We start from the raw sequence: 23,801 nt of genomic DNA, 5'->3' as shown, positions 1-23,801 counted from the left end.
AGTTGAAGTCCCACAATATTCAAGGGGCCGCCATCGAACTTCCCACGAATAAACTGCGCGGGTAACATGACCGAAACGGAGGGCCCATGAAAATCACCGCCAATACGCCCGACCTGCTCGTGGTCGAGGATCGCCCCGTCCTCCTCGCGATCCTGCTGACCGTCTTTACGCTGGTGTTCGTCGGCGTGGGCATCGGCCTCCTGATGGCGGGCGAGCTCTGGGGGCTGATGTTCGCGGGGCTGGGCGGCGGAATCGGGACGTTGTTCCTGTTCATCTTCGTGCGCCGGGTGCAGGTCGTGTTCCACAGGCCCGAGCGCTACGTCGAAATCCGGCGCAAGAACATGTTCCGGTCGCGCGTGGTGCGTCACCGGCTGGACGAGGTGACGCGGGCGGTGCTGGAATCCAGCCGTTCCTCCGAAGGCACCACGACCTACCGGGTCACCCTCGTCATCGAGGAAGGCCAAAGCGCCGGGATGCACCCGATCACCTTCTCCTATTCCAACTTCGGCGGGCACCGCCGCTGCGCGGGCGAGATCAACGACTGGCTCGACTCGGTGCGCGGCGTCTCCGCGGCGGCCTCATAGCACCGCCCCCTTCCGACCGCGCGGGTGCGGTGCTATCCGTGCCCGGGCCGAACCTTGATGCAGGACGCCGATTTGACACTTTGCCTGACACTTGGGGGATTGCCCCGCACCGCCCACGGCGTGACCGCATGAAGGTCAGCCGCTCCACGCCCGACCGCCTCGTCCTCGAACACCGGCCCCGCACCCGGATGCTGCTGCTCGCGGTCGCCGGGATCGCCGCGCTCACGGTCGGCGCGGTGCTCGCGATCGTCGGCAGCTGGCTCGCCGTCCTGCCGCTCGCCGCCGGCATCGTGCTCGCCGCGCTGGTCCACTTCGACTTCCCGGCCCATGCCAGCGTCACGCTGGACCGGCGCACCGGACAGGCAGAGGTCATCTGGCTCGACGGCGCCGGGATCACGCGGCAGGGCGCGCCGCTGGGCGACATCGCAGGGGCCGAGGTCGAGACGATCCGCTCCCACGAAGGCCCCGCGATGGACCGGGCCGTGCTGATCACGCCCGCCGCCCGCATCCGCCTCACCCGCGATTTTCACGAAGGCCCCGCCCCCGCCACGGCCGTCGCCGCGATCAACGCCTGGCTGGGCCGATGAAGGTCCGCGAGAGCACCCCGGACCTGCTCGTCGTCGAGTATCGTCCGGTCTGGATGGGCCTCGGCCTCATCGCCTTCATCCTCGGGTTCGTGGTGTTCGGCATCGCGATCCTGTCGGACGGCGACACGCTCAGGGGTGTCACGGTCCTCCTGCTCGGCCTCGTCTGCGGCGGCATCGGTTTCGGCGCCTTCGTGCGCCGGGCGCAGGCGGTGTTCCATCGCCCCGAAGGCTGGGTCGAGATCCGACGGCGCAGCGTGTTCGGCACCCGGAAGGTGCGTCACGACCTCAGCGAAATCTCCCGCGCCGTGGTGGAATCGCTCTCCGACTCCGCCCGCGTCTCGCTCGTGATAGATGCGGGCGAAAGCGCCGGCACCCATCCGATCACAACGATCTATTCCTCGGGCGACAAGCAACCCGTCGCCGACGCGATCAACGACTGGCTCACCCGGGCCCGCGCCCCCTGAGCCGCGCTCACCCGCCGTCCCTGGGATCGAAACGCGCCACGGGATGATCGTCACGCCCGCCCGCCGCGTCCCACTCCGCCTCCAGCGCCGCCCGTTCCGCATCCATGAGCGCGACCACATCCGTAATCCGCTCCCCGCCCGCGCGCATGTGGTCCATCAGCCGGTGGGAATGAAGGATCGTTGGCCGCGCGTCCTCCGGCTCCCAGGCATCCAGCAGGGTCACCCGCCGCAGGTTGAACTCCGGCGGCAGGACGTAAAAGCGCAGGTCGCTCTCCCACAACAGATCCTTGAGCACCGGCTGATCCCGGTACAGCCCCGCCGCCACATAGCGGCGCACCCAATCGGCAAGGAAGGCGTCCATCGCGGGCGACCGACGGTAGAGCATCACGCCCGAGTTGAACTGCGGAAAGGCATAGGGCGTCGTCACGGAAACCCCTGCCCGGATCAGGTCCGAGGCCCGGCGCACGTCATGGGCCAGCGCGAGGTCGAACCGGTCGAGCAGGTCCCACAGATCGCCCAACGGGCGCACCACCAGCGTATCGCAATCCAGAAACAGCGTCCGCGCGAACCGGGTCAGCGACAGGCAGTCGAGTTTGGAGCGGTCGTGCGGATTGGCGATGAGATGCACGGCATCGAAGAGCCCCGCCGCCACCGCTTCGGGCGCATCGGTGAACAGATCCACCGGCAGATCCGGCTCCACCGCCTTCAGCGACCGCGCGGAGGCCGTCGCAAGATCGCGGTAATCCGCCCCCGTGGCCACATAGATGACGCCCCTGTCCATGGGCGGATCAGGACATGATGCGCGGGCGCGTGCAAGGCCGAAGGCATCTTCGTTTTCGCCCCGGGCTTGCGCCCGGCGCGACCCGCTGGAGGGGCGCTGCCCCTCCAGACCTCCCCGAAGTATTTTCGGAACGAAGAAGAAAGGCGTGGGCGAGCGTCGCCTCGGGCGCTTGACTCGCCGGTCTTGCCCCCTTAATGCCTGCCACAACTCCGGAAGTCGCAAGCTTCCGGTCCCATGGCTTATGCCGGGATCGCCCTCCGTCAGCGCGTTGCGCCCACGGGGGCGCTACTGGTTTGACCTTGGTGACGCGCGCACCCGCCCCTATCTGGGGAGCAAACGATGAACGGCGAAAGGAGCCGCAATGTTTGAGAGCCTTTCAGATCGCCTGTCCGGTGTCTTCGACCGGCTGACGAAGCAGGGTGCGCTGTCGGAAGATGACGTCAAGACCGCGCTGCGCGAGGTGCGGGTGGCACTGCTGGAAGCCGACGTTTCGCTCCCCGTGGCGCGCGATTTCGTCGGACGGGTGCAGGAAAAGGCGACCGGGCAGGCCGTCACCAAATCCGTCACCCCCGGCCAACAGGTCGTGAAGATCGTGCATGACGAACTCGTCGCCACGCTCACCGGCGACGAGGACCCCGGCAAGCTCAAGATCGACAACGCCCCCGCGCCGATCCTCATGGTCGGCCTTCAGGGCGGCGGCAAGACGACCACCACCGGCAAGCTCGCCAAGCGGCTCAAGGAACGCGAGAACAAGCGCGTCCTCATGGCCTCGCTCGACGTTTACCGCCCGGCGGCCATGCACCAGCTTGCCGTGCTGGGCGAGCAGATCGGGGTCGACACCCTCCCCATCGTCGAGGGGCAGAAGCCCGTCGACATCGCCAAGCGCGCCAAGCAGCAGGCGACGATGGGCGGCTATGACGTCTACCTGCTCGACACCGCCGGTCGCCTTCAGATCGACGAAGTGCTGATGCAGGAAGTCGAGGACGTGTCCAAGGCGGTCAATCCGCGCGAGACGCTCCTCGTGGTCGACGGCCTCACCGGCCAGGTCGCCGTGGAAGTGGCCGAAGAGTTCGACGCCAAGGTCGGCATCTCCGGCGTGGTCCTGACCCGGATGGACGGCGACGGGCGCGGCGGTGCGGCGCTGTCCATGCGCGCCGTGACCGGCAAGCCGATCCGTTTCGTCGGCGTCGGCGAAAAGCTCGACGCGCTCGAAACCTTCGAGCCGGACCGCATCGCGGGCCGCATCCTCGGCATGGGCGACATCGTGGCCCTTGTGGAAAAGGCGCAGGAAACCATCGAGGCCGAGCAGGCCGAGAAGATGATGCGCCGGTTCCAGAAGGGTCAGTTCACGATGAACGACCTCAAGACCCAGTTCGAGCAGATGATCAAGATGGGCGGCATGGAGAACGTGATGGGGATGCTCCCCGGCATGGGCAAGGCCGCCAAGGGGCTTAGCAATGCCGGGCTCGACGACAAGATGCTCAAGCGCCACATCGCGCTCATCAACTCCATGACCAAGCACGAGCGGCGCAATCCGCAGATCCTGCAAGCCAGCCGGAAAAAGCGGATCGCGGCGGGCGCGGGGATGGAGGTCGCGGACCTCAACAAGCTCATCAAGATGCACCGCCAAATGGCCGACATGATGAAGAAGCTCGGCAAGATGGGCAAAGGCGGGATGCTCAAGAACGCCATGAAGGGCATGTTCGGCAAGGACGTCTCGGTCAAGGATCTGCAAGACCCCGCGAAGATGGAACAGGCCGCCAAGCTGCTTGGCGAACAGGGCGGGATGCCCGGCATGGGCGGCATGGGCGGCGGATCGCAGCTTCCGTCGGACCTTTCGGGCTTCGGCAAGAAGAAGTGATGACTGCGCCCACATATCCCTGGGAAACCGCAACGCGCGGTCCCGCGGCCGATTTCGCGGCCCGCCTGCGTGACATGCTCCCGCAGATCGACACCGCGCGGCTCACCCTGCGCGCCCCCGAACTGGGCGACTTCGCGACCTATGCCGAGATCATGTGCAGCCCCCGCGCCGAGCATATGGACGGCCCGATGAGCCGCGAGGATGCCTACCTCGATTTCACCTGCACCGTGGCGGGCTGGCTTCTGCGCGGGCACGGCCTCTGGACCATCACGGCACGGCAGGGCGGCGATGTGCTGGGCTTCGTTCTGGTGAACATGGAGCCGGGCGATCAGGAGCCGGAGCTGGGCTTCTTCCTCACCGAGGCCACCGAGGGTCAGGGCATTGCGGCCGAGGCCGCGACGGCGGCGCGTGACCATGCATTGGGCGCGCTCGACCTGCCCCGCCTCGTCTCCTACGTCGCCCATGACAACGCCCGCTCCGCGCGACTTCTCGACCGTCTCGGCGCTTTCCGCGATGCGGTGGCGGAAGAGGCCGTCTCGCACGACTGCCGCGTCTATCGCCATGCCCCCGCGGGCGGCGATGGCGGGATGGAGGCCTACGCATGAACGCACGCACCCTCACCCCCGGTATGCACGATCGTATGTACAATTGTCATACGCGCTATGCACGCGCTGTGCCCCCTGTTTCTCTGGCCGAAGGAGCGCCCGAATGACCACCGATGTCACCGCGCGCGCGGCCGAGATCCTCAAGGACCACCGCGCCTCCATCGACCGGCTCGACGCGATCCTCGTCTACACGCTGGGCGAGCGGTTCAAGCACACGCAGGCCGTGGGCAAGCTCAAGGCCGAACACGACCTCCCGCCCTCCGATCCGTCGCGCGAAGCGGCCCAGATCGCGCGGCTGGAGGACCTTGCACGCCGGGCCGACCTCGACCCGGAATTCGCCAAATCCTTCCTGAACTTCATCATTCAGGAAGTGATCCATCATCACGAGAAACACCAGGATTCAGGGGCCTGAGCCCCGTCCATAGCTAGCATCAGGAGACTTCAACAATGGCTATGAAAATTCGCCTCGCCCGTGGCGGCACCAAGAAACGCCCCTTCTACCGCATCGTCGCGGCGGACTCGCGCATGGCGCGCGATGGCCGCTTCATCGAGAAGCTGGGCACCTACAACCCGCTTCTCCCGAAGGATTCGGAAGACCGGGTGAAAATGGACATCGACCGCGTGAAGGCCTGGCTCGCCGAAGGCGCCCAGCCCACCGACCGCGTGTCGCGGATGCTCGAAGCCGCCGGCGTGCTCGAGAAGAAAGAGCGCAACAACCCGAACAAAGCGAAGCCGGGCAAGAAAGCCACCGAGCGGGCCGAGGAAAAGGCTGAAAAGGCCGCCGCCGCTGCCGAAGCCGCCAATGCGCCGGCCGAAGAGGCCCCCGCCGAGGAAACCGCGGAGTAAGCTCCGGGTTTGGCTTGGAAATACCATCGGCGCGGGGTTACATGGCCCCGCGCCGTTTTCGTTGAGGGGAGAGCGACTTGAGTGACGCACGCATCTGCGTCGGGGCCTTCGCCGGGGCCTTCGGGGTCCACGGCGACGTGCGACTGAAAAGCTTCTGCGCCGAGCCCGAGGACATCGCCACCTACGGCCCGCTGTGGACCGAGGACGGCGCGCGCAGCTTCACGCTCTCCATCGACCGGGCGGTCAAGAACGGCTTTGCGGTGCAGGTCGACGGCATCCGGACAAAGGAAGACGCCGACGCGCTCAAGGGCCTGCGCCTTTACGCGGACCGGGAGGCCCTGCCCTCGCTCCCCGATGACGAGTTCTACCATGCCGACTTGATCGGCCTGTCGGTGATGGACACCGGCGGGGCCGAGCGCGGCAAGGTGAGCGCGGTTCACAATCATGGCGCGGGCGACCTGCTCGAAGTGTCGGGGCCGGGGCTCAAGACCCCGGCGCTCATCCCCTTCACGCTGGCGAACGTGCCGACCGTGGATCTTGCTTCGGGCCGGATCGTCATCGACCCGCCTGAGGGGGCATTGCCGGAATGACGCTGGTGATCGTCCACGCGGGCTATCACAAGACGGGGACGACGAGCCTTCAGGACTTCATGTCCGCGAACCGCGACGCACTCGCGCCCTGGGTCGCCTATTTTGGAAAACAGGACTTCTTCGGCGCCGGGGCCGATGCCCGCATCTATGCCCAGCGCCCCTTTCCGTGGCGGCTCGCCCGGTTCCGGCGCAGCTTGCGCAGGTTCCTGCGGGACCTCCCCGACCAGCCAGTGATCCTCCTGTCGCGTGAGACGTTCTCGGGCGGGATGCCGGGCCATCACCGGGTGAACGGCGAGATGATGACCTCCTACTACGGCCCGTCTCTGCGCCTTGCCCGCACGATCATCAGTGAGCTGCGCCGCCGCTTCGGGCGCGACACCGAGATCGTGTTTTTCTACACGACCCGCGAGCGTGAGGCGTGGATACGCTCGGTCCACGGCCACCTTCTGCGCTCGATCCGGCTGACCGACGACTTCGACACCTTCCGCAACCGTTTCCCCGCCCTCGCAGCACCCGCGGAGGAGGCGGAGCGGATGCGCGGCGCGCTGGCCCCGGTGCCTGTGGTGACCGCTGCGCTCGAGGATTGGGGTGCCATGCGCGAGGGGCCGGCGGGTGCGGTCCTGAACATGCTGGGCGTGCCGGAGGACGTGCGCGCCACCCTCGCCCCGGTGTCGTGTGCGAATACCGGACAAAGCGCGGACCTGCGCGAGGCGTTCCTCGCGCTCAATCGCAGCGACCTGTCCAAGGCCGACCTGAAGGCCGCCAAGGCGCGGCTCATCGAGGACGGGCCGGTCTTAAGTCCAACTTAAAGTTATTGTCCTAAAACTTTCTCGCAACGCGTTGCCGACGTGGATTTCGAGTGTGAGGGTATGATGGAACGGGAGGAAACGAAGGTGGCGTTCGGACCCTACAGCAGGATCGGCCTCGCGGCGGTGTTCCTGCCGCTCTATGGCGGCCCGGTCCTGTCGGGCTGGGCGGGTCATCCGTTGACGACCCTGCCCGTCTTCGCGCTGACCTTCCTGCTTTTCATCGCCGCGACCCGGCGTCCGCATCTCGACGACGCGGGCGGGCGCGCGGCGCTGGTCCTTATGGCGGTGGTGCAGGTCGTGCTCGCCTCGGCCTGTTTCGCCGCCGGGCGCTGGATCGGGCTTGTCGCCGGGCCGCTCGCGCTGACGATCTGGCTCCCCATCGCGCTCTCCGCCGTGGCCGCGCTGGTGGGCGCGTGGCGCTATTCCGACAGTGCCGAGATGGACGTTTTCCTCGACGGTGCCATCGACCGGTTGAACGAGATCGACCGGGGGCTGGTGTCGGACTGGACCGATATTCACCCGGAACCCGCCGCCGCAACCACGCAAGCGGTGGAGCGCGCCCTGTCCGCGCTGGCCGCCCTGCCCCGGGACGCGCGGGCGGGCCAGATCGACCCCGTTGTGCAACGGCTTGAGCGCGAGGCGGGCATCGCTGCGTTCGACCCGCTCTACGATGCGGCGGGCGAGGTGGACGGGACCGAAGACCCCCGCATCGACCGCGCCCTACTGCGGTTCGTCGCAAGCCCCCGCATCCGCCGCCAGCTTGTGGAGCGTGGCGAGGGCGCGATGGCCGCCATGCTGCTTCTGAACGCCGCCGACGCGGGCGTCCGGTTCGAGGCGCGCAGCCTGCTCCTCACCCTGATCGACGAAGGGGTGCCGGTGGACCAGCTTCCCGATCCCGTCTGGCTCGACGAACTGTCGGAGGCGTTTCCCGGCGAAGGGTATGACGAGATCGCCCGTTTGAGGGGCTGACCGGCGCGGCGGCTGCCCAGTCCGCCGCACCCTGGAGCCATAGGGTTGGCTTGATCCTGACAAACCACTAACGTCTCCTTAGAGGGGTTGTGTCCGGGGCCGCGGCGGCGGACTATTTTTTTTAATTGATTACCAATTCCAGACCCATCTGCGTCGCGGCAGCGGGAGATATTTTCAATGACGACGACATTCGACTATACCGTCACCACCCTTGACGATTTCAGCGACGACAGTAACAGCGCCACCTGGTCGCTGCGCGAGGCGATCGAAGCCGCGAATGCCAACGGGGGCGCCGAGACGATCGGCTTCGACGCCGCGTTGAACGGCACGATCACCCTGACCGAAGGCCAGTTGGACATCACTGAAAGCCTGTCGATCGATGGCGGCGGTGTCATCACGGTCAGCGGCGATGTGTCGTCACGCGTGATGCGCATCCTGACAGGGAGCGATGATGTCTACGCGCTGAACGACATCACCCTCCGGGATGGGCTGGGCGCGAACGGCGGTGGGCTCTACGTCGGCGGGGGCAACGACGTGACACTGACAGACGTCACTATACGCGGCAGCCTTGCCTCATCCGACGGCGGCGGCATCTATGTCTCGGGCACGGGGGCCAGTTCGAAACTCACGCTCACCGACTCGTCGATTCTGGAAAACGTCACCCAGGGCCGGGGTGGCGGCCTCTTCGCCGGGTTGGGCGCGGATGTGACGGTGAATGGCACATCAGCATTCGATTACAACTCCGCACAGGTACAGGGCGGCTCGATTTTCGGGATGGGTGCAACGACCTCGGTGGTCCTCGACGGAAATTCCGTCATCGTCGAAGACGGCAGGGCTTACGGGGCCACGGGCGCTGGCGGCGGCATCGCCATGATTTCGGGCAGCTCACTTGAGATCCGCAACGGGGCCAGCGTACAGGGCAACACGGCGGCGGCATCTATCTCGATGACGCAAGCGTTACGGTCTCGCAAAGCTACATATCCGACAATGTAGCCGGGACCACCGCCGGGCCGCCCTCCACCACAGCCAACCCGGGTGACGGCGGCGGCGTTTACGCGCGTGGCATGTCGACCGTCGAACTCAACGAGGGATATTACACCTCAAACCATGCTGACAACGATGGTGGGGCTTTCTGGATCGGAGACGGGTCGACCCTGACCGCTACGACCAACCAATTAAATGTCTTTGAAAATTCCGCTGATGGTGACGGTGGCGCCGGTTATTACGAGGCGGGGGCCGCAGTTACACTTCACGATGTATTGGGTATCGACAATACCGCCTCCGGGAGAGGCGATCTGGCGTTCGGGGCGGACGGGACGATCACCGATCCCGATACACAAATGCTCATTCTGGACGACTCCTCCTGCGCGTCCCAGTCCGTGCACGCCGGACCGGGCAACGACGAAATAGAAGTGGACGGCAGCGATACCACCTTCACGACCGGCGGGGGAAGGGATGTCATCTCCGGTTCGATCACCGATGCGCTTGGCGACACGTTCACCGATTTCGGCGTGTCTGACCTGTTCATACTGACCAGCCTCGGACCGGCACCGGCCGTCACTTTTGATAATTCCTCTCCGATCCAATCCCAGATTACCTTTGGCGGAGAAACCGGCAACATCACTTTGCAAGGCAACTATATCGACAAGTTTTTCTTTGCGGTCTCCGGGATCACAGATTTGGCGGAACCAGTCACCGTGATTGGCCTCGCGGATCCCTTTCCAATACTCGCCGAAAAGGTGGCGGTCGCCGACACCGATCCGGAAGAGCAAGGGGGCGTCAGCATGTTCCTGGCGTACAATAACAACTTCCTGATATCGGTGCGCACCGAAGGCGCGTTCACTTCGACCGACAATGCAGTCGGTTATTATGTGCGGACCGGCGAAAACATCTCGGATGTCACGATCTTTTCGACCAATGCCAAGAACGGCGGCAATGATAATGTCATAGGCGTAGACGGAATTCTCACGCCTTTCATCATCGAGGACGGTTTTGTGTTCGCCGACGGCTTGTCCGGCAGCGAAACGCTCACGATCGACGAGGACGGCAATCTGCTGGTGAATGGTGAGGACAGCGGCCAGACGCTCTACCACGCGCTGGACAGTCTGAACCCGGATGACGAAAACCGTGTGCAATTCGGGATGTCCGACTCGGATAATCTGCGGGTCGGGTTCGAAGATGGCCTGAACCTGGGTGACAGGGATTTCCAGGACGTGATCGTGGACATCTCGCTGCTGGCGCCGATCTAGGCCTCACCCCGGCGACACGACCCGATCGAAGCGCCACCTTCCCAAGCGACGCGCCCCGCGCTATGTGGCGCGGCATGACGGACAAGCCCCGCTCCCACGGTCGCCTCAAGGCACGGCCCACGCTCACGCCCCGCTCGCTCATGGAAGCGCCGGAGCGTCCGGGGTCGTGGGTCGCGCGCATCATCACGCTGTTTCCCGGCGCCTTCCCCGGCGTTCTGGGCGAGAGCCTGACGGGCCGGGCGCTGGACGAAGGCAAGTGGCGGCTGGAACCCATCGACCTGCGCCCCTTCGGGGAGGGCAGGCACCGCAACGTCGACGACACACCCGCAGGCGGCGGGGCCGGGATGGTCCTGCGCGCCGACGTGGTGGCGCGCGCGCTCGACGTGGCCGCGCAGGGCGTGCCGCCCGATCGCGCCCGCTGGCCGGTCGTCTATCTCTCGCCGCGCGGGCGCCGGTTCGATCAGGCCACCGCCCGCCGCTGGGCCGGTGCCGAGGGGATCACGATGCTCTGCGGCCGGTTCGAGGGCGTGGACGAGCGGGTTCTCGAGGACTACGGGATCGAGGAGGTGAGCCTTGGCGATTTCGTCCTGACCGGGGGTGAAATCGCGGCGCAGGCCATGATCGACGCGACCGTCCGGCTCCTCCCCGGTGTGCTGGGCAATGCCGCCTCGACCGAGGAAGAAAGCCATTCGACGGGCCTGCTGGAGCATCCCCAATACACCCGCCCGGCCACATGGCGCGGGCGTGAGATCCCGCCGGTCCTGCTCTCCGGCAATCACGGCGAGATCGAGAAATGGCGAAGGGCCGAGGCCGAGCGCCTCACCCGCGACCGCCGTCCCGACCTCTGGACCCGGTTTCGCGACGAGGACTAGGGCGGCGATGTCGCTGGTGCGTCGGGATGCGCGGGGCTACGCTCGACTTGCAACCATGTCAGGAATCAGCATGTCCCGTGCCGAAAGCGACGAGATCACCATCACCTTCGACGGATCGAAATGCATTCACGCGCGGCGCTGTGTGCTCGGCCTGCCGGAGGTGTTCAAACCGGGCACGCCCGGCGGCTGGATGTTTCCCGGCAACGCGCGCGCGGAAGAGATCGCGCGAGTCATCGATGCCTGCCCCTCCGGCGCACTCGGTTACGCGCGCCATGACGACGGCATGGAAGAACCCGTGCCGGCGGTGAACACCGTCCGCCTCTGGGAGAACGGGCCCAACGAACTGCGCGGCGACCTGCGGATCGCCGACGCCCCCGCGACCCGGGTTCTGCTGTGCCGCTGCGGACAGTCGAAGAACAAGCCATTCTGCGACAATTCCCACATCGAGGTCGGGTTCACGGCGACAAGCGAGCCGGGAACGCAGAACGCGCAGGATGCCGCGACCCGCGGGGTACTGACCATAACGCCGACCGCGAACGGCCCCGTGAAGATCGAGGGTCCTGTGGAAGTCATCGCGGCGTCGGGCCGACAGATCGCGGTGAGCGAAAAGGTATTCCTGTGCCGCTGCGGAGAGTCGCAGAACAAGCCGTTTTGCGACGGCAGCCACACCAAGGCGGGGTTCACGGCACCATGAGCCTCGACATCACGCGGGAAGACGGCGACACGAAGGGACGGTTCGTCACCGTGGTCGACGGCCACGAGGCGGAGCTGACGTTTTCCAGAATGAGCGAACATGCGATCATCGCGGACCACACCGGCGTTCCCGAGGAACTGAAGGGGCAAGGGGTCGGCCGGGCGCTGGTCGAGGCCCTGATCGCGGACGCGCGCGCCGGGGGATACAAGATCGTTCCGCTCTGCCCTTTCGTGAGGGCGCAATATGCGCGCCACCCGGAATGGTCCGACGTCATGCAATAAGGGGATCGGGGGCGTTCAATCCCCTTGATCGCAAGTGATTCTGCTCTTATACGCTGCCCATCCGGGGTCCCGCAGGGCCACCGGATCGTTGTCCAATGCCAGGGCACCCGCTTCTTCGGCGGGCAGGTCGGCGGGGACGATGTGACAAGGAACAGTGACCTGAACCTCCGTTGGGCGCGACGCATCGGCGAAACGCGGACCCAGTCGAAGACCGGAGCTCTGAGGCACACACATCTTCGCGGGCCAACCGTGAGCAGAATAGGAGTGGTCCAATGGACCTGATCGCAAAACTGGAAGCCGAGCAGATTGCCGAGCTCGGAAAAAACATTCCGGATTTCAAAGCGGGTGACACCATCCGCGTCGGCTACAAGGTGACGGAAGGCACGCGCAGCCGCGTGCAGAACTACGAAGGCGTCTGCATCAGCCGCAAGAACGGCGCAGGCATCGCGGGTTCGTTCACCGTCCGCAAGATTTCCTTCGGTGAAGGCGTGGAACGGGTCTTCCCGCTCTATTCGACCAACATCGAGCACATCGAGGTCGTGCGCCGCGGCAAGGTTCGCCGCGCGAAGCTCTACTACCTCCGTTCGCGTCGCGGCAAATCGGCCCGTATCGCCGAACAGACCAACTACCGTCCCAAGAGCGACGGCAAGACGCCCGTGCAAGGATCCGCGACATGAAAAAAGACACTCATCCCGAATACCACGTCATCGACGTCAAGATGACCGACGGCACCGTGCTTCAGATGAAATCGACCTGGGGATCCGAGGGCGACACCCTGTCGCTCGACATCGACCCCACCGTTCACCCTGCCTGGACCGGCGGCAACTCGCGCCTGCTGGACACCGGCGGCCGCGTGTCGAAGTTCAAGAACAAGTACGCCGGCCTCGGCTTCTGAGCCTGCCCGCCGTATGGATCGAAACGCCGCCCTCCGGGGCGGCGTTTTTTTTCGTTCCCCCCTCGCCTCCCGCAGCCTGATGGGCCATGATTGCGCTCAGCGAAATTGAGTGAGTGTTTTCATGGCTGTGAACCCGATCGTCGAGACCCTGCGCACGGCCCCCTCGCCGAAGATCTCAATCGCGAGCCTGACCCATCAGCGCTGTCCCTGCTGCGGACACGAGGCGCATTCCGTCATACGCTACCCGGCCTTTGTCAGCCGGTTCTTTTCCGGGCTGATCCTCGCCTGTTGCGATTACTGCGGCAGCGGCTGGGTGCCCATTCCCGACCTCGACCTCGATACCTATTACCGCAAGCATTATGCCGAAGAGTTCCGCAAGGAACGTCTTTACCAGGGCAAATTCTTCGGCGACGCGAACCCCGTGTGGTCGATGGAGAAACATCCCGTGCGCGACCGCGCCCGCAAGCATGCGCGCATCCTGCGCCGCTTCCGGCCGGACGCGAAAGACGTGCTCGATATCGGCTGCGGCGAGGGCATCCTACTTTACGAACTCGACCCGCCCCGCAAGTTCGCCCTGGAATCCGACGAAAACGTTCAGGGCATCCTGCGGAACGAAGTGGGTGCCAAGATCATCGACGCGATCCCGGAGAAACCCAGTTTCGATGTGGTCGTCGCCTCGCATGTGATCGAGCATTTCACATATCAGAACGTGGGAGACTATATCTCGGCGATCTACAAGGCGCTCCGGCCGGGGGGGGTCTTTCTGGTCGAGGTGCCGGACGGGGCGAGCCAGCTTGAGGTCTTTGAGGCCGGCAATCGCCCTCCGACACAGCGGCTCGAACCGCACACGCTGTTTTTCTCGACGTTTGCGATGAACATGATGCTGATGGATGCGGGGTTCGAAATGCTGCAATCCATGCGGTGCCGCTGGACAAGTGCGCGCCTCGATCGGCCCGAAATCCGTGATCAGGTGCCCGAGGACATCATCGAAAAAGAATTCACGTTCGTTGCCCGCAAACCCGGGGAAGCAGAGGATGCAGGGGATGCAGGGGAAAAAACGCCTTTCTGGCGGCGCGGATTGAAGCGGAACTGACGGTTCAGAACAGGAACTCGTCCGCGCCGAGGTCATGGACCGCGACGCCCGCGAGAAAGACCGTGCCGGGGCCGAGATCCACCAGCGTCCCGCCCCGCGCCGAGCCAAAGACCTGAGCGGTGGCGGCGGTCATGTCGAGCGCCCCGTAGCTGGCCGCCAGCGCTGTGAGATCGAGCGTGTCCTCGCCGGGGCGGAAGTCGGTGATGACGTCGGCACCCCAATCATTGAACACGAAGCGGTCCGACCCCGGCCCGCCCGTCATCACATCGTGCCCCGGCCCGCCGACGAGCACATCTTCGCCCCGCCCGCCGATCAGCCGGTCGTTCCCGGTGCCGCCATAGAGCCAGTCGTCGCCCCGGCAGCCCTTGAGGTGGTCGTCGCCCCCTTCGCCGAAAATGCGGTCATGGCCGCGATTTCCGCGCAGATCGTCATCGCCCGCGCCGCCCAGCATGGTGTCCGGCCCCTTGCGCCCCTTGCTGAAGTCGTCGCCGTTGCCGCCGAAGATCTTGTCCCGGCCCTTGTTGCCCTGGATGTAATCGTCGCCGCCGCGCCCTTCGATATGATCGTGCCCCGCGCGGCCCCAGATCTCGTCCCGCCCGTCGGTGCCGTAGAGCCGGTCCGCCACCATGCGGCCCGACAGGAATTCCGGGCCGTCCGGGGTGAAATCCGTAGCGCCGGTGATCCGGTACTCGACCATCAGCACCTCGAACGGCGCAAGTTCCACGTCGATAAGGGTGCCGCCGCCAAGCTCGGATGCGCTCACCGCCTCGGTCCCGGCGAACCAGCGCGCCTCGTTCCAGTGCGCGTTGTCGTCGATGAGCGAGATGCGCTGCCCGGTAAGCTGGCTGAAACCGGGGACATAGGCCGACACGTCCAGCTCCACCGACTGCGTGACCCCCGCGCGCGACATGATGAAGGCGACGAAGCGGTCGTCGTTCCCGTAGGCGTTCACCTCCACCGTCTCGACAGCCGCATCCGCCGCATCGAACCCGTTGTTCAGAAGCTCCAGCCCGATGGTGTGCTCCGCCATCAGCCGGAACGCCTGCCCGCGTGAGGTAAGCTTGTCGCTGTCTCCCCCGTCGCGGTCGGTATGGCTGCCCGCGAAATCGACCGACCCGTCCAACTCGATGGGCCAGACATGGGCCGCATCCGCCCCGATCCGCAGGAGTCCCTCGAACATTTCGAGCGTGACCCCTGCGGACTTGAGCCCCCACTGCTCACGGGCAATCCAGGCCGGTCCCCATTCCGACACGAGTATATCGAGCGTTCCGTGGCGCGCCGGATCGAAGGCCGCGTTCCACTGGCGCATGTCCCAGACCATTTCACGATAGTAGCGGTCCGCGCGCTCCGGCGCGGTGTCACCCAGCGTCAGCGGATCGGTCGGTTCGACGTAGTAATAATGCTGGATCACGCCGTCGATCGCGATCATCGCCGCGTCCGACAATTCGCCAAGCACATCGGCGTTGGCCTGCGTGACCCTCTCGGGCCAGTCCATCCCGGCATCGCCATAGGCCCCGCCCGAAAGGAAATCACGGCCCCATTGCTGGCCCGACTGGACATAAATCTTTGGCTGGTCTGCGTCGGCGCCCAGCACGGAGTCGAGCCCGGCCTGCACCGTTTGCGAAACGGCATTCGCGAGGATACCGTATTCCTCCGACGTCATCCGGTCGACCGCGCCCCAGTATTCGTTGCCGATCTCGAACCCGGCGATGTCCGCATCGGGATGGCGGGCGAGAAGGTCTGCGACGAAGGTGCCGATCCGGGCGACCGCGGCTGTGTCGAGGGGGCGCGCCGCCGCGCCGACCGGATCGCCGATGAACAGGTGGCTTGTGGGCAGAACGATGGTCGCGGGCTGATCGTTGGCGGTGCTCCAGTCGAGGAACGCATCAAGACCGATGAAGCTGTAGGCATCGGTCACATGGGCCGCGAGCGTGTTGGGATCGTCGTAGAATGCCGCGCCCCAGACCTCGGTCATCGCGCCGCCCGGGTATCGCAGGCCGTGAACGTGAAGCTGACCCAAAGCCTCGATGAAGCTTCCGTCGGGATCGAGCGTATTGCGCGCGTAGAGCGTGTTGCCGCCGAAAAGCTCCTCCGTCACGACCAGTCCGGTCGACGTCTGATACGTCAGTTCGAGTTTCATTGTCCCCTCGGCGCAGCCGGGTCGTTTCGCGGCGATGCGACACAACGGAAACACTCTGCTCGCCAGTACCCGTTGGAATCCTAAGGTGAATTCACCCCCGCCCACTAGGGCCCGGTCGGAAACACAGTGTTGCGGCGCTCGCGTCCCCGCTCTCTTGTCCGGCGGGGACGGAAGTCCGCTTCCAAAACCCGACGCCACAAGATACAGTGTGCCAAAGCGCCGGGACAGGCGCATCTGGGATAATGTCGGGGGCCGGGCGTGGCGCATATCATCGTCGTCGGGAACGAAAAGGGCGGGGCTGGCAAGTCGACCGTCTCCATGCACATCGCGACCGCGCTGGCGCGTCTGGGGCACCGGGTGGGCGTGCTCGACCTCGACCTGCGGCAGCGCACCTTCGGGCGCTACATGGCCAATCGGGCGACCACGATGGCGCGGGCCGAGACGCAGCTACCCTCCCCCGTCTACTACGAACTGCCCGAGGTGGACCCGGCCACGCTGAACCCGGGTGAGAACCCTTATGACCGCCGGCTGAGTCAGGCGGTGGCCGAGATCGAGCCGACCTGCGATTTCATCCTGATCGACTGCCCCGGCTCGCACACGCGACTGAGCCAGGTGGCGCATACGCTGGCCGACACGCTCATCACGCCGCTCAACGACAGCTTCGTCGACTTCGACCTGCTGGCCCAGATCGACCCGGAAAGCGGCAAGGTCCTGTCCCCCTCGGTCTATGCCGAGATGGTCTGGAACGCCCGTCAACTGCGGGCGCAGGCGGGGCTGAAACCGATCGACTGGATCGTCGTGCGCAACCGTCTGGGCGCACAGGCGATGCACAACAAAAAGAAGATGGGTGAGGCGATCAACAACCTCGCCCGGCGCATCGGCTTTCGCACCGCTCCGGGGTTCAACGAGCGGGTGATCTTCCGCGAACTGTTCCCGCGCGGCCTCACGCTGCTCGACCTGCGCGACATCGGCGTTGTGGGGCAGATGAACATTTCGAACGTCGCCGCGCGGCAGGAGTTGCGGGACCTGATGAAGGCCCTAAAGCTCCCCGGCGTCACGGTCGATTTCTGAGCCGTCGAGCGCGACCAGCCCCACCCCTTCGCGCCGGAACCGTGCCACGTCGCGCTCGGTGAAATCCACCCGCTCGGCCTCAACGGCCATGCGCGTGACGGTGAGCAGATCGCCCTCGATATCCAGCACCGCGAAATCGTTGACCTCTCCACGCAGGCGGTTGGACAGGCTCGTGCCTGCATGGACCCGGATCGGCCCGCTGTGCCCCGGCTGGGTCAGGAACGGGCCGGTGTGCCACATATGCAGGTGACCGGTGAGGACAAGATGGGTGTGACAGCCCTTGAGCCGCTCCAGCATCGGCTTGGCCCGCCGCATCGGGGCCTTGTGGCTCATCGCGTCCTGCTCGAACGGGTGGTGGGCGAGAAGGATGTTGAACCGCTCGGCCCCGCCGTCGTCGAACAGCCCGCAGATGCGCCGGATCGCCCCCGCGCGGGCCACCCCGCGCTGATGGGCGAAACGATCGACGGTGTTCAATCCGGCGACGAGGTAATCCGCGCCTTCGTGGCAGGGTTCGAGGTCCAGCGCGATATTCTCGCGATACTTGCGAAAGGGTTTCAGGAACCGGTCCCACGGCTGATAGAGCGGCACGTCATGGTTGCCCGGCACGGCCAGCCAGCGCGCGCCGAGGCCATCGAGAAACTGCCGCGCCGCCGCGAACTCCCGGTTCCGGGCACGCTGGGTCAGGTCGCCGGAGACGACGACAAGGTCGGGCGACACCGCCGTCACGGCCTCGGCCAGCGGCGCAAGAAGCTCGGGCCGGGCGCGCCCGAAGTGGAGGTCCGACAGGTGAACCAGTCGGCTCATACTGCCCCGGCGGCGCGTGGCGGACGGATAAGGTCGAGCGAATGTCGTTCAAGCGAAATGCGGTAAGGGCCGCGCATAGGCTCCTTCTCCCCGTCGCGCACGACGAGCCGCTTGTGGCGGCCGGGATCGATGACGATCTCGCGCCCGGTGACGAGGCGGAAGTCGCGCCCCTCGCGCATCTGGCGCGTGGCGAGTTTCACCGCGTGGCGCACAAGACCCAGCCTCCCCACGTCGTCGGCAAGGAACAGCGCCAGCTCACCCTTGCGCACCGCATCCGCCCCATCGAGCGCGAAACGTTCGAGCTGGTAGGCCGAGTTGCACACGAAGGCGAGCGGGGAGCGCACCGACATCTGCCTCCCGTCCACCTCGATCTTCATCGTCATCGGATCATAGAATTTCAACAGTGCCCGCAGCACCGACCAATAGGCGGCGGCGCGGCTTCGCCCGAACTGCGCATAGGTATCCTCACGCTGTTTCAGGATCTGGGAATAGACCCCGATCGACGTGTTGTTGAGAAACACCTTGCCATTGATCCGGCCGATATCGGCGGGCGAGGTTCGCCCGTGACAGATCGCCTCCAGTGCCGCTTGCGTGTCTTCGGGAATGCCATTGGCGCGGGCGAAGTAATTGAACGTGCCCATCGGGATCACGCCCATCGGCACGTCGCCGCCCGCCAGCACGTTGGCCACGCTGGAAATCGTCCCGTCGCCGCCTGCGGCTATCACGGCAGAGGCGCCCGCATCGAGCGCCCGGCGCGTCAGTTTCTCGATCGAGCCGCCCCGCTCATCGACATGGAGCGTCAGCCGACCGCCGGACTCCGCGATACACTCGCGCAGCCAATCCGTCACATCGGTGCCGTCGCGCCGACCGGATCGCACGTTGACCACCGCATGGGTGTTGTTCAGCATAGGCTGGTCGCTTCGTTGCAACATGTTTCCCAACGCACAGTTAAGTTCGGAAACCTAACGATGCGTCACCCGGATGGTTCCCCTCAGCCCGATGATCGGGCAAGCAAATCGGCGTTACCGCCAGCGGCGGTCGTGTCCACGCACAGATGCCGCTCGTGGCAGGCATGGGCCCGATCGGGCCGCTCGGTGACGAGCGGCAGGATCGCCCCGTCACGCTTGGCCAGCGCCCGGGCATAGGTGCGCGCGGTCTGGTCGTCGCCCCACCACAGCGCGGCGGAAAAGCCATCCAGCGTTTCCAGAACCTCAGGGGGCAGCTGGTCGGCGACCTCCACCACCACACCGCCGTGCTCCCTGACAGCCTTGGCCTGCGCTCTGGCCGCCTGCGCGCCGGGGCCGAGGCACAGGACCGGCGGTCGGGTCCAGTGCGTGAGGCGATTGAGCTCTCCAGTCGGGCCGGGCAGCAGCTCCTCCGACACCACGCGTTCCTCCGCCTCGGACAGCCGCGCCTGAACCGCCTTCGGGTCCGCCGCGCCACTGGCCGTTTCGGTGGCCGCCTCAACAGGCGACGCGCTGAAGCGCCCGACATAATCCGGCCCGCCCGCCTTGGGCCCGGTGCCCGACAGCCCCTCGCCGCCGAACGGCTGGCTGCCGACGATGGCGCCGATCTGGTTGCGGTTGACATAGGCATTGCCGACCCGGATGCGGCGCGACACGTCCTCCACCCGGCCGTCGATGCGGGTGTGCAGGCCGAAGGTCAGGCCAAAGCCCCGCGCGTTCACGTCGTCGATCACCTGCTCCAGCGCATCCGCCTTGAACGTCGCGACATGCAGCACCGGCCCGAAGACCTCGCGTTCGAGATCGTCGATCCCGCCCACCTTCAGAAGCGTGGGCGGAACGAAGGTCCCGCCCTCGGGTGCGGCGACCTGATGGAGGATGCGCGCCTTGTTCGCGTCGAGGTAGCCCAGGATATCCGCCTGCGCCTCCCCGTCGATGACCGGCCCCACGTCGGTCGACAGATGCCACGGGTCGCCCAGCGACAGCTCGTCCATCGCGCCGGTGAGCATCCGGATCAGCGTCTCCGACACGTCCTCCTGCACATAAAGACAGCGCAGGGCCGAGCACCGCTGGCCCGCCGACTGGAACGCCGAGGCGACGATATCGCGCACCGCCTGTTCGGGCAGCGCCGTGGAATCCACGATCATCGCGTTCAGACCGCCCGTCTCGGCGATCAGCGGCGCACCGGGGGCGAGGTTTTCGGCCATCGCGCGCCGAATGATCTGCGCCGTATCGGTCGAGCCGGTGAAGACCACGCCATCCACCCGCGCGTCCGAGGTGAGCGCCACGCCCACCGTCGCCCCGTCGCCCGGCAGGAATTGCAGCGCCGCGCGCGGCACCCCCGCCTCATGCAAAAGCCGCACCGCAATGGCGGCGACCAGCGGCGTCTGTTCGGCAGGCTTCGCGATCACGGCATTACCCGCCATGAGCGCCGCCGAAATCTGCCCTGTGAAAATGGCGAGCGGGAAGTTCCACGGGCTGATCGCCGTGATGATGCCCCGCGCCGGCGCGTCACGCTTTTCGCCCTCGCCCGCGTAGTAGCGCAGGAAATCCACCGCCTCGCGCAGCTCGCCCACGGCATCGGCGAGCGATTTGCCCGCCTCGCGGTGAAGGGCGGCGAAGAGCGGGCCGTAATGGTCTTCGTAAAGGTCGGCGGCCCGGCGCATCACCTGTGCCCGCTCCGTCGCAGTCGCAGCCCAGGGCGTTGCGGCGTCCAGTGCCCCGGCCACCGTCGCCTCATCGGCCTCCGTGACCTGCGCCACCTTTTCCCCCGTCGCCGGGTTCACCACGTCGCGCGTGGTCCCGGTCCCGTCGCCCCCGGCGACCAGCGGCCCCGCATCCGGCACCGCAACGTCCCGGGCCGCGTCGATCCGGGCGAGCGTCGTCTCATCCGTCAGGTCGAAGCCCGCCGAGTTGCGCCGTTTCGGCCCGAAGATCGCAGAAGGATGGGCCAGAACATCGGCCCGCCGCACCTCGGTCGCCTGCGTAATCGGGTCGGCCGCGATCACCTCGGGGCTCACGCTCTCATCCACGATCTGGTTCACGAAGCTGGAATTCGCCCCGTTCTCCAACAGCCGCCGCACGAGATAAGCCAGAAGGTCGCGATGCGCCCCCACCGGCGCGTAAATCCGGCAACGCGTCTTTTCCTCGCGCATGACAATGTCGTGCAGTGACTCGCCCATGCCGTGCAGCCGCTGAAACTCATAGTCGATCCCGCGCGCCATGTGGCGGATCGCGGCGACGGTATGGGCGTTGTGGGTCGCGAACTGCGGATACAGCCGGTCGGCATAACCGATCAGCTTGCGCGCATTGGCGAGGTAGCTCACATCCGTCGCGGGCTTCGTCGTGAACAGCGGAAAGCCGGGATGCCCCTCGACCTGGCTGTGCTTCATCTCGGTGTCCCAATAGGCGCCCTTGACCAGCCGCACCATCAGGCGGCGGTCCAGCCGCTCGGCGGTGGCGTGGAGCCAGTCGATGACCGCCCCCGCCCGCTTGCCATAGGCCTGCACGACGACCCCGAACCCGTCCCAGCCGTGAAGCTCCGGGTCGGCCAGCACCGCCCCGATCACCTTAAGCGACAGGACCAGCCGGTCCTGTTCCTCGGCGTCAATGTTGAGCCCGATGTTCGACCGCGCCGCCATGCGCGCGAGGTCGCGCAGGCGCGGCACCACTTCCTCCAGCACCCGCGCCTCCTGCGCCACTTCGTAGCGGGGGTGCAGCGCCGAGAGCTTGACCGAGATGCCCGGGTTCGCCGCCACGCTGTCGCGATCCGCCGCCGCGCCAATGGCCTTGATCGCATGGGCATAGCTGTCGGCATACCGCCCGGCATCGCGCGCGGTCATCGCCGCCTCGCCCAGCATGTCGTAGGAATAGGTGTAGCCGCGCGCCTCCTGTTTGCGCGCGCGCTTCAGCGCCCCCTCGATGGTCTCGCCCAGCACGAACTGGCGCCCCATCTCGCGCATGGCCTGCCCGACTGCGACCCGTATGACCGGCTCGCCCAGCCGGCGCACCATGCCTCGCAGAGTGCCCGCCATGCCGCGCTGTTCGTCGTCCAGCACCCGTCCGGTGAGCAGCAGCGCCCATGTCGAAGCATTGACCAGCGGTGACGCCGCCTGACCGATATGCTTGCCCCAGTCGGACGGCGCGATTTTGTCCTCGATCAGCGCGTCGATGGTCTCGTGGTCCGGCACGCGCAACAGCGCCTCGGCCAGACACATGAGCGCGACGCCCTCCTCGGTCGACAGCCCGTATTCGCCAAGGAACTGCTCCATGATCCCCGGCGCCTCGCCCTCACGAATCTGACGCACCAGCCGCGCGGCATTGGTGTGGATCGTGGCCCGGTCGGCATTGGTCAGCGCCGCTCCGGCGATCAGGTCGGGGATCACCTCCGCCTGCGGGCGGAACTTGGCGGTGTCGTCGAAGAGAGAGGTGGTGGTGTCGCGCATGTCTGTCTCCTTTGGTGCAGGATACAGAGACAACGCTGGACTTATCGCCCGAGTTTCCCGATCCTTTGGCCGGATTGACCAAACTTGGGCGCATTCATGGACGAAACAGACAGCATCGACCCGATCGACAGGAAGATTCTCGCGGCTCTGACCGAGAACGCCCGCCTGCCCATCGTGGAACTCGCGCGCCGTGTCGGCCTGTCCAAGACGCCGGTGGCCGCCCGCGTGCGCGCGCTGGAGGAGCGCGGCATCATCCGGGGCTACCGCGCCATCCTCGCCCCCGAAAAGCTCGGCCTGTCCCACGTCGCCTATGTCGAGGTACGGCTTCTGGACACCCGGCAGGCCGCGTTATCCGAGTTCAACGACGCCGCGCGGGCCGTGCCCGAGATAGAAGAGTGTTACATGATCGCGGGCGGCTTCGATTACCTGGTCAAGGTCCGCTCGCGCGACATCGCGGACTACCGGCGGGTGCTGGGCGAGACGATTTCGTCCCTGCCCCATGTCTCGGCCACCTCTACCTACATCGCGATGGAAGCGGTGGTCGAGCAGAGCTACCTCACCCTGTGAAGCGGATCGTGTAGGACGCGGGGCGTGAGCGGTCGCGGATCGCGCGGGCGTTCACCAGATCGTTCGAATGGGCACGCCGCAACGCGTCCTCTTCCGCATGGCCGTGATCCATCCAGCGCCGCACCAGCCGCCGCTCCAACTCCGCCTCCGCCACGTCGAGCGCCACGGTCATGTCCCAAAGCCGGTCCAGCCCGCGCCACGGGTCCTCATCGAGGAGCAGGTAGTTGCCCTCGACCACATAGATATGCGTGTCCGGCGCGATGCGGCCCCCATCGGGCACCACCGCATCCGCGCTCCGGTCAAAGGTGGGATAGCTCGCCTGCGCCCCGGTGGCGAGCGCGCGGACGAAGGCTGCGAAGCCCTCGGCATCGAAGGTCTCCGGCGCGCCCTTGCGCTCCAGCAGGCCCCGCGCGGCCAGCGTGTGATTGTCGAGGTGGAAGCCGTCCATCGGGATCGCCTGCGCCCCCGGCAGGGAGGCGGCGAGGCGTTCGGCCAGCGTGGACTTGCCCGAGCCCGGCGCGCCGACAACGGCGACGAGCACACGCGACCGGCCCACGGCGGCGCGCGACAAAAGGGTGGCAAGGTCGGCTTCGCTGATCTCGGTCATGGGCTCAGAGTGCCGGGCGCCGGG

The 23,801-nt window shown here is 66.3% G+C and carries 26 protein-coding genes; 20 read left to right on the top strand and 6 right to left on the bottom strand.

The window, feature by feature from the left end; translation table 11 throughout:
• Positions 1 to 86 precede the first annotated feature (86 nt).
• From B2585_RS15025 to B2585_RS15015, 3 genes are all read left to right on the top strand, one after another.
• On the top strand, positions 87 to 584 hold the full coding sequence (locus tag B2585_RS15025; protein WP_292024740.1) for a hypothetical protein: 498 nt from the start codon (positions 87 to 89) through the stop codon (positions 582 to 584).
• A gap of 128 nt (positions 585 to 712) precedes the next feature.
• Positions 713 to 1,171, top strand: a complete 459-nt coding sequence (locus B2585_RS15020) for a hypothetical protein (protein ID WP_292024738.1) — start codon at positions 713 to 715, stop codon at positions 1,169 to 1,171.
• Entirely contained in the window at positions 1,168 to 1,635 is a 468-nt protein-coding gene (locus B2585_RS15015) for a hypothetical protein (protein WP_292024735.1), read from the top strand. The genes B2585_RS15020 and B2585_RS15015 overlap by 4 nt, the downstream gene beginning before the upstream one ends.
• 7 nt (positions 1,636 to 1,642) lie before the next feature.
• Here the strand turns inward: B2585_RS15015 and B2585_RS15010 are convergent, their stop codons facing one another.
• On the bottom strand, positions 1,643 to 2,416 hold the full coding sequence (locus B2585_RS15010) for a putative nucleotide-diphospho-sugar transferase (protein WP_292024733.1): 774 nt from the start codon (positions 2,414 to 2,416) through the stop codon (positions 1,643 to 1,645).
• Between the two features lie 361 nt (positions 2,417 to 2,777).
• Here B2585_RS15010 and ffh point away from each other — a divergent pair, with 361 nt between their 5' ends.
• From ffh to B2585_RS14935, 15 genes are all read left to right on the top strand, one after another.
• Complete coding sequence (ffh, locus tag B2585_RS15005) at positions 2,778 to 4,277, top strand: signal recognition particle protein (RefSeq protein ID WP_292024731.1); 1,500 nt, start codon at positions 2,778 to 2,780, stop codon at positions 4,275 to 4,277.
• Positions 4,277 to 4,882: a GNAT family N-acetyltransferase gene (locus B2585_RS15000; protein WP_292024729.1), complete on the top strand. Its 606-nt coding sequence runs from the start codon at positions 4,277 to 4,279 to the stop codon at positions 4,880 to 4,882. The genes ffh and B2585_RS15000 overlap by 1 nt, the downstream gene beginning before the upstream one ends.
• A gap of 103 nt (positions 4,883 to 4,985) precedes the next feature.
• Positions 4,986 to 5,294: a chorismate mutase gene (locus tag B2585_RS14995; protein WP_292024728.1), complete on the top strand. Its 309-nt coding sequence runs from the start codon at positions 4,986 to 4,988 to the stop codon at positions 5,292 to 5,294.
• Between the two features lie 35 nt (positions 5,295 to 5,329).
• Entirely contained in the window at positions 5,330 to 5,728 is a 399-nt protein-coding gene (gene rpsP, locus B2585_RS14990; protein ID WP_292024726.1) for a 30S ribosomal protein S16, read from the top strand.
• Between the two features lie 77 nt (positions 5,729 to 5,805).
• Positions 5,806 to 6,318 carry a ribosome maturation factor RimM gene (gene rimM, locus B2585_RS14985; RefSeq protein ID WP_292024724.1) on the top strand — a complete coding sequence of 171 codons (513 nt, stop codon included), beginning with the start codon at positions 5,806 to 5,808 and terminating at the stop codon, positions 6,316 to 6,318.
• Complete coding sequence (locus B2585_RS14980; RefSeq protein ID WP_292024722.1) at positions 6,315 to 7,127, top strand: hypothetical protein; 813 nt, start codon at positions 6,315 to 6,317, stop codon at positions 7,125 to 7,127. Before rimM ends, B2585_RS14980 begins: the two co-directional genes overlap by 4 nt.
• 63 nt (positions 7,128 to 7,190) lie before the next feature.
• On the top strand, positions 7,191 to 8,096 hold the full coding sequence (locus B2585_RS14975) for a hypothetical protein (protein WP_292024720.1): 906 nt from the start codon (positions 7,191 to 7,193) through the stop codon (positions 8,094 to 8,096).
• Positions 8,097 to 8,273: 177 nt separating this feature from the next.
• Positions 8,274 to 9,089 (top strand): CSLREA domain-containing protein, encoded by an 816-nt coding sequence (locus B2585_RS14970; RefSeq protein ID WP_292024719.1) that lies wholly within the window; start codon positions 8,274 to 8,276, stop codon positions 9,087 to 9,089.
• 71 nt (positions 9,090 to 9,160) lie between these two features.
• On the top strand, positions 9,161 to 10,345 hold the full coding sequence (locus B2585_RS14965) for a DUF4114 domain-containing protein (RefSeq protein WP_292024717.1): 1,185 nt from the start codon (positions 9,161 to 9,163) through the stop codon (positions 10,343 to 10,345).
• A 74-nt stretch (positions 10,346 to 10,419) separates the two neighbouring features.
• The gene (trmD, locus tag B2585_RS14960; protein ID WP_292024715.1) at positions 10,420 to 11,217 is read left to right on the top strand and encodes a tRNA (guanosine(37)-N1)-methyltransferase TrmD; all 798 of its coding nucleotides are present in this window, start codon (positions 10,420 to 10,422) and stop codon (positions 11,215 to 11,217) included.
• A 55-nt stretch (positions 11,218 to 11,272) separates the two neighbouring features.
• Positions 11,273 to 11,911: a CDGSH iron-sulfur domain-containing protein gene (locus tag B2585_RS14955; RefSeq protein ID WP_292024714.1), complete on the top strand. Its 639-nt coding sequence runs from the start codon at positions 11,273 to 11,275 to the stop codon at positions 11,909 to 11,911.
• Positions 11,908 to 12,192 carry a GNAT family N-acetyltransferase gene (locus tag B2585_RS14950; protein ID WP_292024711.1) on the top strand — a complete coding sequence of 95 codons (285 nt, stop codon included), beginning with the start codon at positions 11,908 to 11,910 and terminating at the stop codon, positions 12,190 to 12,192. Before B2585_RS14955 ends, B2585_RS14950 begins: the two co-directional genes overlap by 4 nt.
• Before the next feature lie 272 nt (positions 12,193 to 12,464).
• Positions 12,465 to 12,869, top strand: coding sequence for a 50S ribosomal protein L19 (gene rplS, locus B2585_RS14945; protein ID WP_292024709.1), 405 nt, complete (start codon positions 12,465 to 12,467; stop codon positions 12,867 to 12,869).
• Positions 12,866 to 13,087, top strand: coding sequence for a 50S ribosomal protein L31 (gene rpmE / locus B2585_RS14940; RefSeq protein WP_292024707.1), 222 nt, complete (start codon positions 12,866 to 12,868; stop codon positions 13,085 to 13,087). The genes rplS and rpmE overlap by 4 nt, the downstream gene beginning before the upstream one ends.
• A gap of 121 nt (positions 13,088 to 13,208) precedes the next feature.
• Positions 13,209 to 14,180, top strand: coding sequence for a class I SAM-dependent methyltransferase (locus B2585_RS14935; protein ID WP_292024705.1), 972 nt, complete (start codon positions 13,209 to 13,211; stop codon positions 14,178 to 14,180).
• Positions 14,181 to 14,184: 4 nt separating this feature from the next.
• On the opposite strand, the gene B2585_RS14930 is transcribed toward B2585_RS14935, so the two are convergent.
• Positions 14,185 to 16,320 carry a M10 family metallopeptidase C-terminal domain-containing protein gene (locus B2585_RS14930; protein ID WP_292024704.1) on the bottom strand — a complete coding sequence of 712 codons (2,136 nt, stop codon included), beginning with the start codon at positions 16,318 to 16,320 and terminating at the stop codon, positions 14,185 to 14,187.
• A 258-nt stretch (positions 16,321 to 16,578) separates the two neighbouring features.
• On the opposite strand from B2585_RS14930, the gene B2585_RS14925 reads away from it, so the two are divergent.
• On the top strand, positions 16,579 to 17,391 hold the full coding sequence (locus tag B2585_RS14925; RefSeq protein WP_292024702.1) for a division plane positioning ATPase MipZ: 813 nt from the start codon (positions 16,579 to 16,581) through the stop codon (positions 17,389 to 17,391).
• On the opposite strand, the gene B2585_RS14920 is transcribed toward B2585_RS14925, so the two are convergent.
• Genes B2585_RS14920 through putA form a run of 3 tightly spaced genes read right to left on the bottom strand, consistent with a single transcriptional unit; the run spans position 17,359 to position 22,603 of the window.
• Entirely contained in the window at positions 17,359 to 18,195 is an 837-nt protein-coding gene (locus tag B2585_RS14920; RefSeq protein ID WP_292024701.1) for a metallophosphoesterase family protein, read from the bottom strand. The two genes, B2585_RS14925 and B2585_RS14920, sit on opposite strands and share 33 nt — an antisense overlap.
• A complete protein-coding gene (locus tag B2585_RS14915) occupies positions 18,192 to 19,127 on the bottom strand; it encodes a diacylglycerol/lipid kinase family protein (RefSeq protein WP_292024699.1) in 936 nt (311 codons plus the stop codon). Before B2585_RS14915 ends, B2585_RS14920 begins: the two co-directional genes overlap by 4 nt.
• 59 nt (positions 19,128 to 19,186) lie before the next feature.
• Positions 19,187 to 22,603, bottom strand: a complete 3,417-nt coding sequence (putA, locus tag B2585_RS14910) for a bifunctional proline dehydrogenase/L-glutamate gamma-semialdehyde dehydrogenase PutA (protein ID WP_292024697.1) — start codon at positions 22,601 to 22,603, stop codon at positions 19,187 to 19,189.
• A 96-nt stretch (positions 22,604 to 22,699) separates the two neighbouring features.
• Here putA and B2585_RS14905 point away from each other — a divergent pair, with 96 nt between their 5' ends.
• A complete protein-coding gene (locus B2585_RS14905) occupies positions 22,700 to 23,170 on the top strand; it encodes an Lrp/AsnC family transcriptional regulator (protein WP_292024694.1) in 471 nt (156 codons plus the stop codon).
• Here B2585_RS14905 and B2585_RS14900 read toward each other — a convergent pair.
• Positions 23,160 to 23,777 carry an AAA family ATPase gene (locus B2585_RS14900; protein ID WP_292024691.1) on the bottom strand — a complete coding sequence of 206 codons (618 nt, stop codon included), beginning with the start codon at positions 23,775 to 23,777 and terminating at the stop codon, positions 23,160 to 23,162. The two genes, B2585_RS14905 and B2585_RS14900, sit on opposite strands and share 11 nt — an antisense overlap.
• Between the last annotated feature and the right edge of the window lie 24 nt (positions 23,778 to 23,801).

The sequence above is a fragment of the Maritimibacter sp. UBA3975 genome (assembly GCF_002384975.1).
Classification (GTDB): domain Bacteria; phylum Pseudomonadota; class Alphaproteobacteria; order Rhodobacterales; family Rhodobacteraceae; genus Maritimibacter.
Note: the sequence above shows the minus strand (reverse complement) of the source record. Positions and strands in the feature narration are given on the sequence as shown.

Excerpts from the sequence above, each read along its gene's own strand:
- B2585_RS15025 (WP_292024740.1), top strand. The coding sequence starts at position 87 with ATGAAAATCACCGCCAATACGCCCGACCTGCTCGTGGTCGAGGATCGC.
- B2585_RS15020 (WP_292024738.1), top strand. The coding sequence starts at position 713 with ATGAAGGTCAGCCGCTCCACGCCCGACCGCCTCGTCCTCGAACACCGG.
- B2585_RS15015 (WP_292024735.1), top strand. The coding sequence starts at position 1,168 with ATGAAGGTCCGCGAGAGCACCCCGGACCTGCTCGTCGTCGAGTATCGT.
- B2585_RS15010 (WP_292024733.1), bottom strand. The coding sequence starts at position 2,416 with ATGGACAGGGGCGTCATCTATGTGGCCACGGGGGCGGATTACCGCGAT.
- ffh (WP_292024731.1), top strand. The coding sequence starts at position 2,778 with ATGTTTGAGAGCCTTTCAGATCGCCTGTCCGGTGTCTTCGACCGGCTG.
- B2585_RS15000 (WP_292024729.1), top strand. The coding sequence starts at position 4,277 with ATGACTGCGCCCACATATCCCTGGGAAACCGCAACGCGCGGTCCCGCG.
- B2585_RS14995 (WP_292024728.1), top strand. The coding sequence starts at position 4,986 with ATGACCACCGATGTCACCGCGCGCGCGGCCGAGATCCTCAAGGACCAC.
- rpsP (WP_292024726.1), top strand. The coding sequence starts at position 5,330 with ATGGCTATGAAAATTCGCCTCGCCCGTGGCGGCACCAAGAAACGCCCC.
- B2585_RS14980 (WP_292024722.1), top strand. The coding sequence starts at position 6,315 with ATGACGCTGGTGATCGTCCACGCGGGCTATCACAAGACGGGGACGACG.
- B2585_RS14975 (WP_292024720.1), top strand. The coding sequence starts at position 7,191 with ATGGAACGGGAGGAAACGAAGGTGGCGTTCGGACCCTACAGCAGGATC.
- B2585_RS14970 (WP_292024719.1), top strand. The coding sequence starts at position 8,274 with ATGACGACGACATTCGACTATACCGTCACCACCCTTGACGATTTCAGC.
- B2585_RS14965 (WP_292024717.1), top strand. The coding sequence starts at position 9,161 with ATGTCGACCGTCGAACTCAACGAGGGATATTACACCTCAAACCATGCT.
- trmD (WP_292024715.1), top strand. The coding sequence starts at position 10,420 with ATGACGGACAAGCCCCGCTCCCACGGTCGCCTCAAGGCACGGCCCACG.
- B2585_RS14955 (WP_292024714.1), top strand. The coding sequence starts at position 11,273 with ATGTCAGGAATCAGCATGTCCCGTGCCGAAAGCGACGAGATCACCATC.
- B2585_RS14950 (WP_292024711.1), top strand. The coding sequence starts at position 11,908 with ATGAGCCTCGACATCACGCGGGAAGACGGCGACACGAAGGGACGGTTC.
- rplS (WP_292024709.1), top strand. The coding sequence starts at position 12,465 with ATGGACCTGATCGCAAAACTGGAAGCCGAGCAGATTGCCGAGCTCGGA.
- rpmE (WP_292024707.1), top strand. The coding sequence starts at position 12,866 with ATGAAAAAAGACACTCATCCCGAATACCACGTCATCGACGTCAAGATG.
- B2585_RS14935 (WP_292024705.1), top strand. The coding sequence starts at position 13,209 with ATGGCTGTGAACCCGATCGTCGAGACCCTGCGCACGGCCCCCTCGCCG.
- B2585_RS14930 (WP_292024704.1), bottom strand. The coding sequence starts at position 16,320 with ATGAAACTCGAACTGACGTATCAGACGTCGACCGGACTGGTCGTGACG.
- B2585_RS14920 (WP_292024701.1), bottom strand. The coding sequence starts at position 18,195 with ATGAGCCGACTGGTTCACCTGTCGGACCTCCACTTCGGGCGCGCCCGG.
- B2585_RS14915 (WP_292024699.1), bottom strand. The coding sequence starts at position 19,127 with ATGTTGCAACGAAGCGACCAGCCTATGCTGAACAACACCCATGCGGTG.
- putA (WP_292024697.1), bottom strand. The coding sequence starts at position 22,603 with ATGCGCGACACCACCACCTCTCTCTTCGACGACACCGCCAAGTTCCGC.
- B2585_RS14905 (WP_292024694.1), top strand. The coding sequence starts at position 22,700 with ATGGACGAAACAGACAGCATCGACCCGATCGACAGGAAGATTCTCGCG.
- B2585_RS14900 (WP_292024691.1), bottom strand. The coding sequence starts at position 23,777 with ATGACCGAGATCAGCGAAGCCGACCTTGCCACCCTTTTGTCGCGCGCC.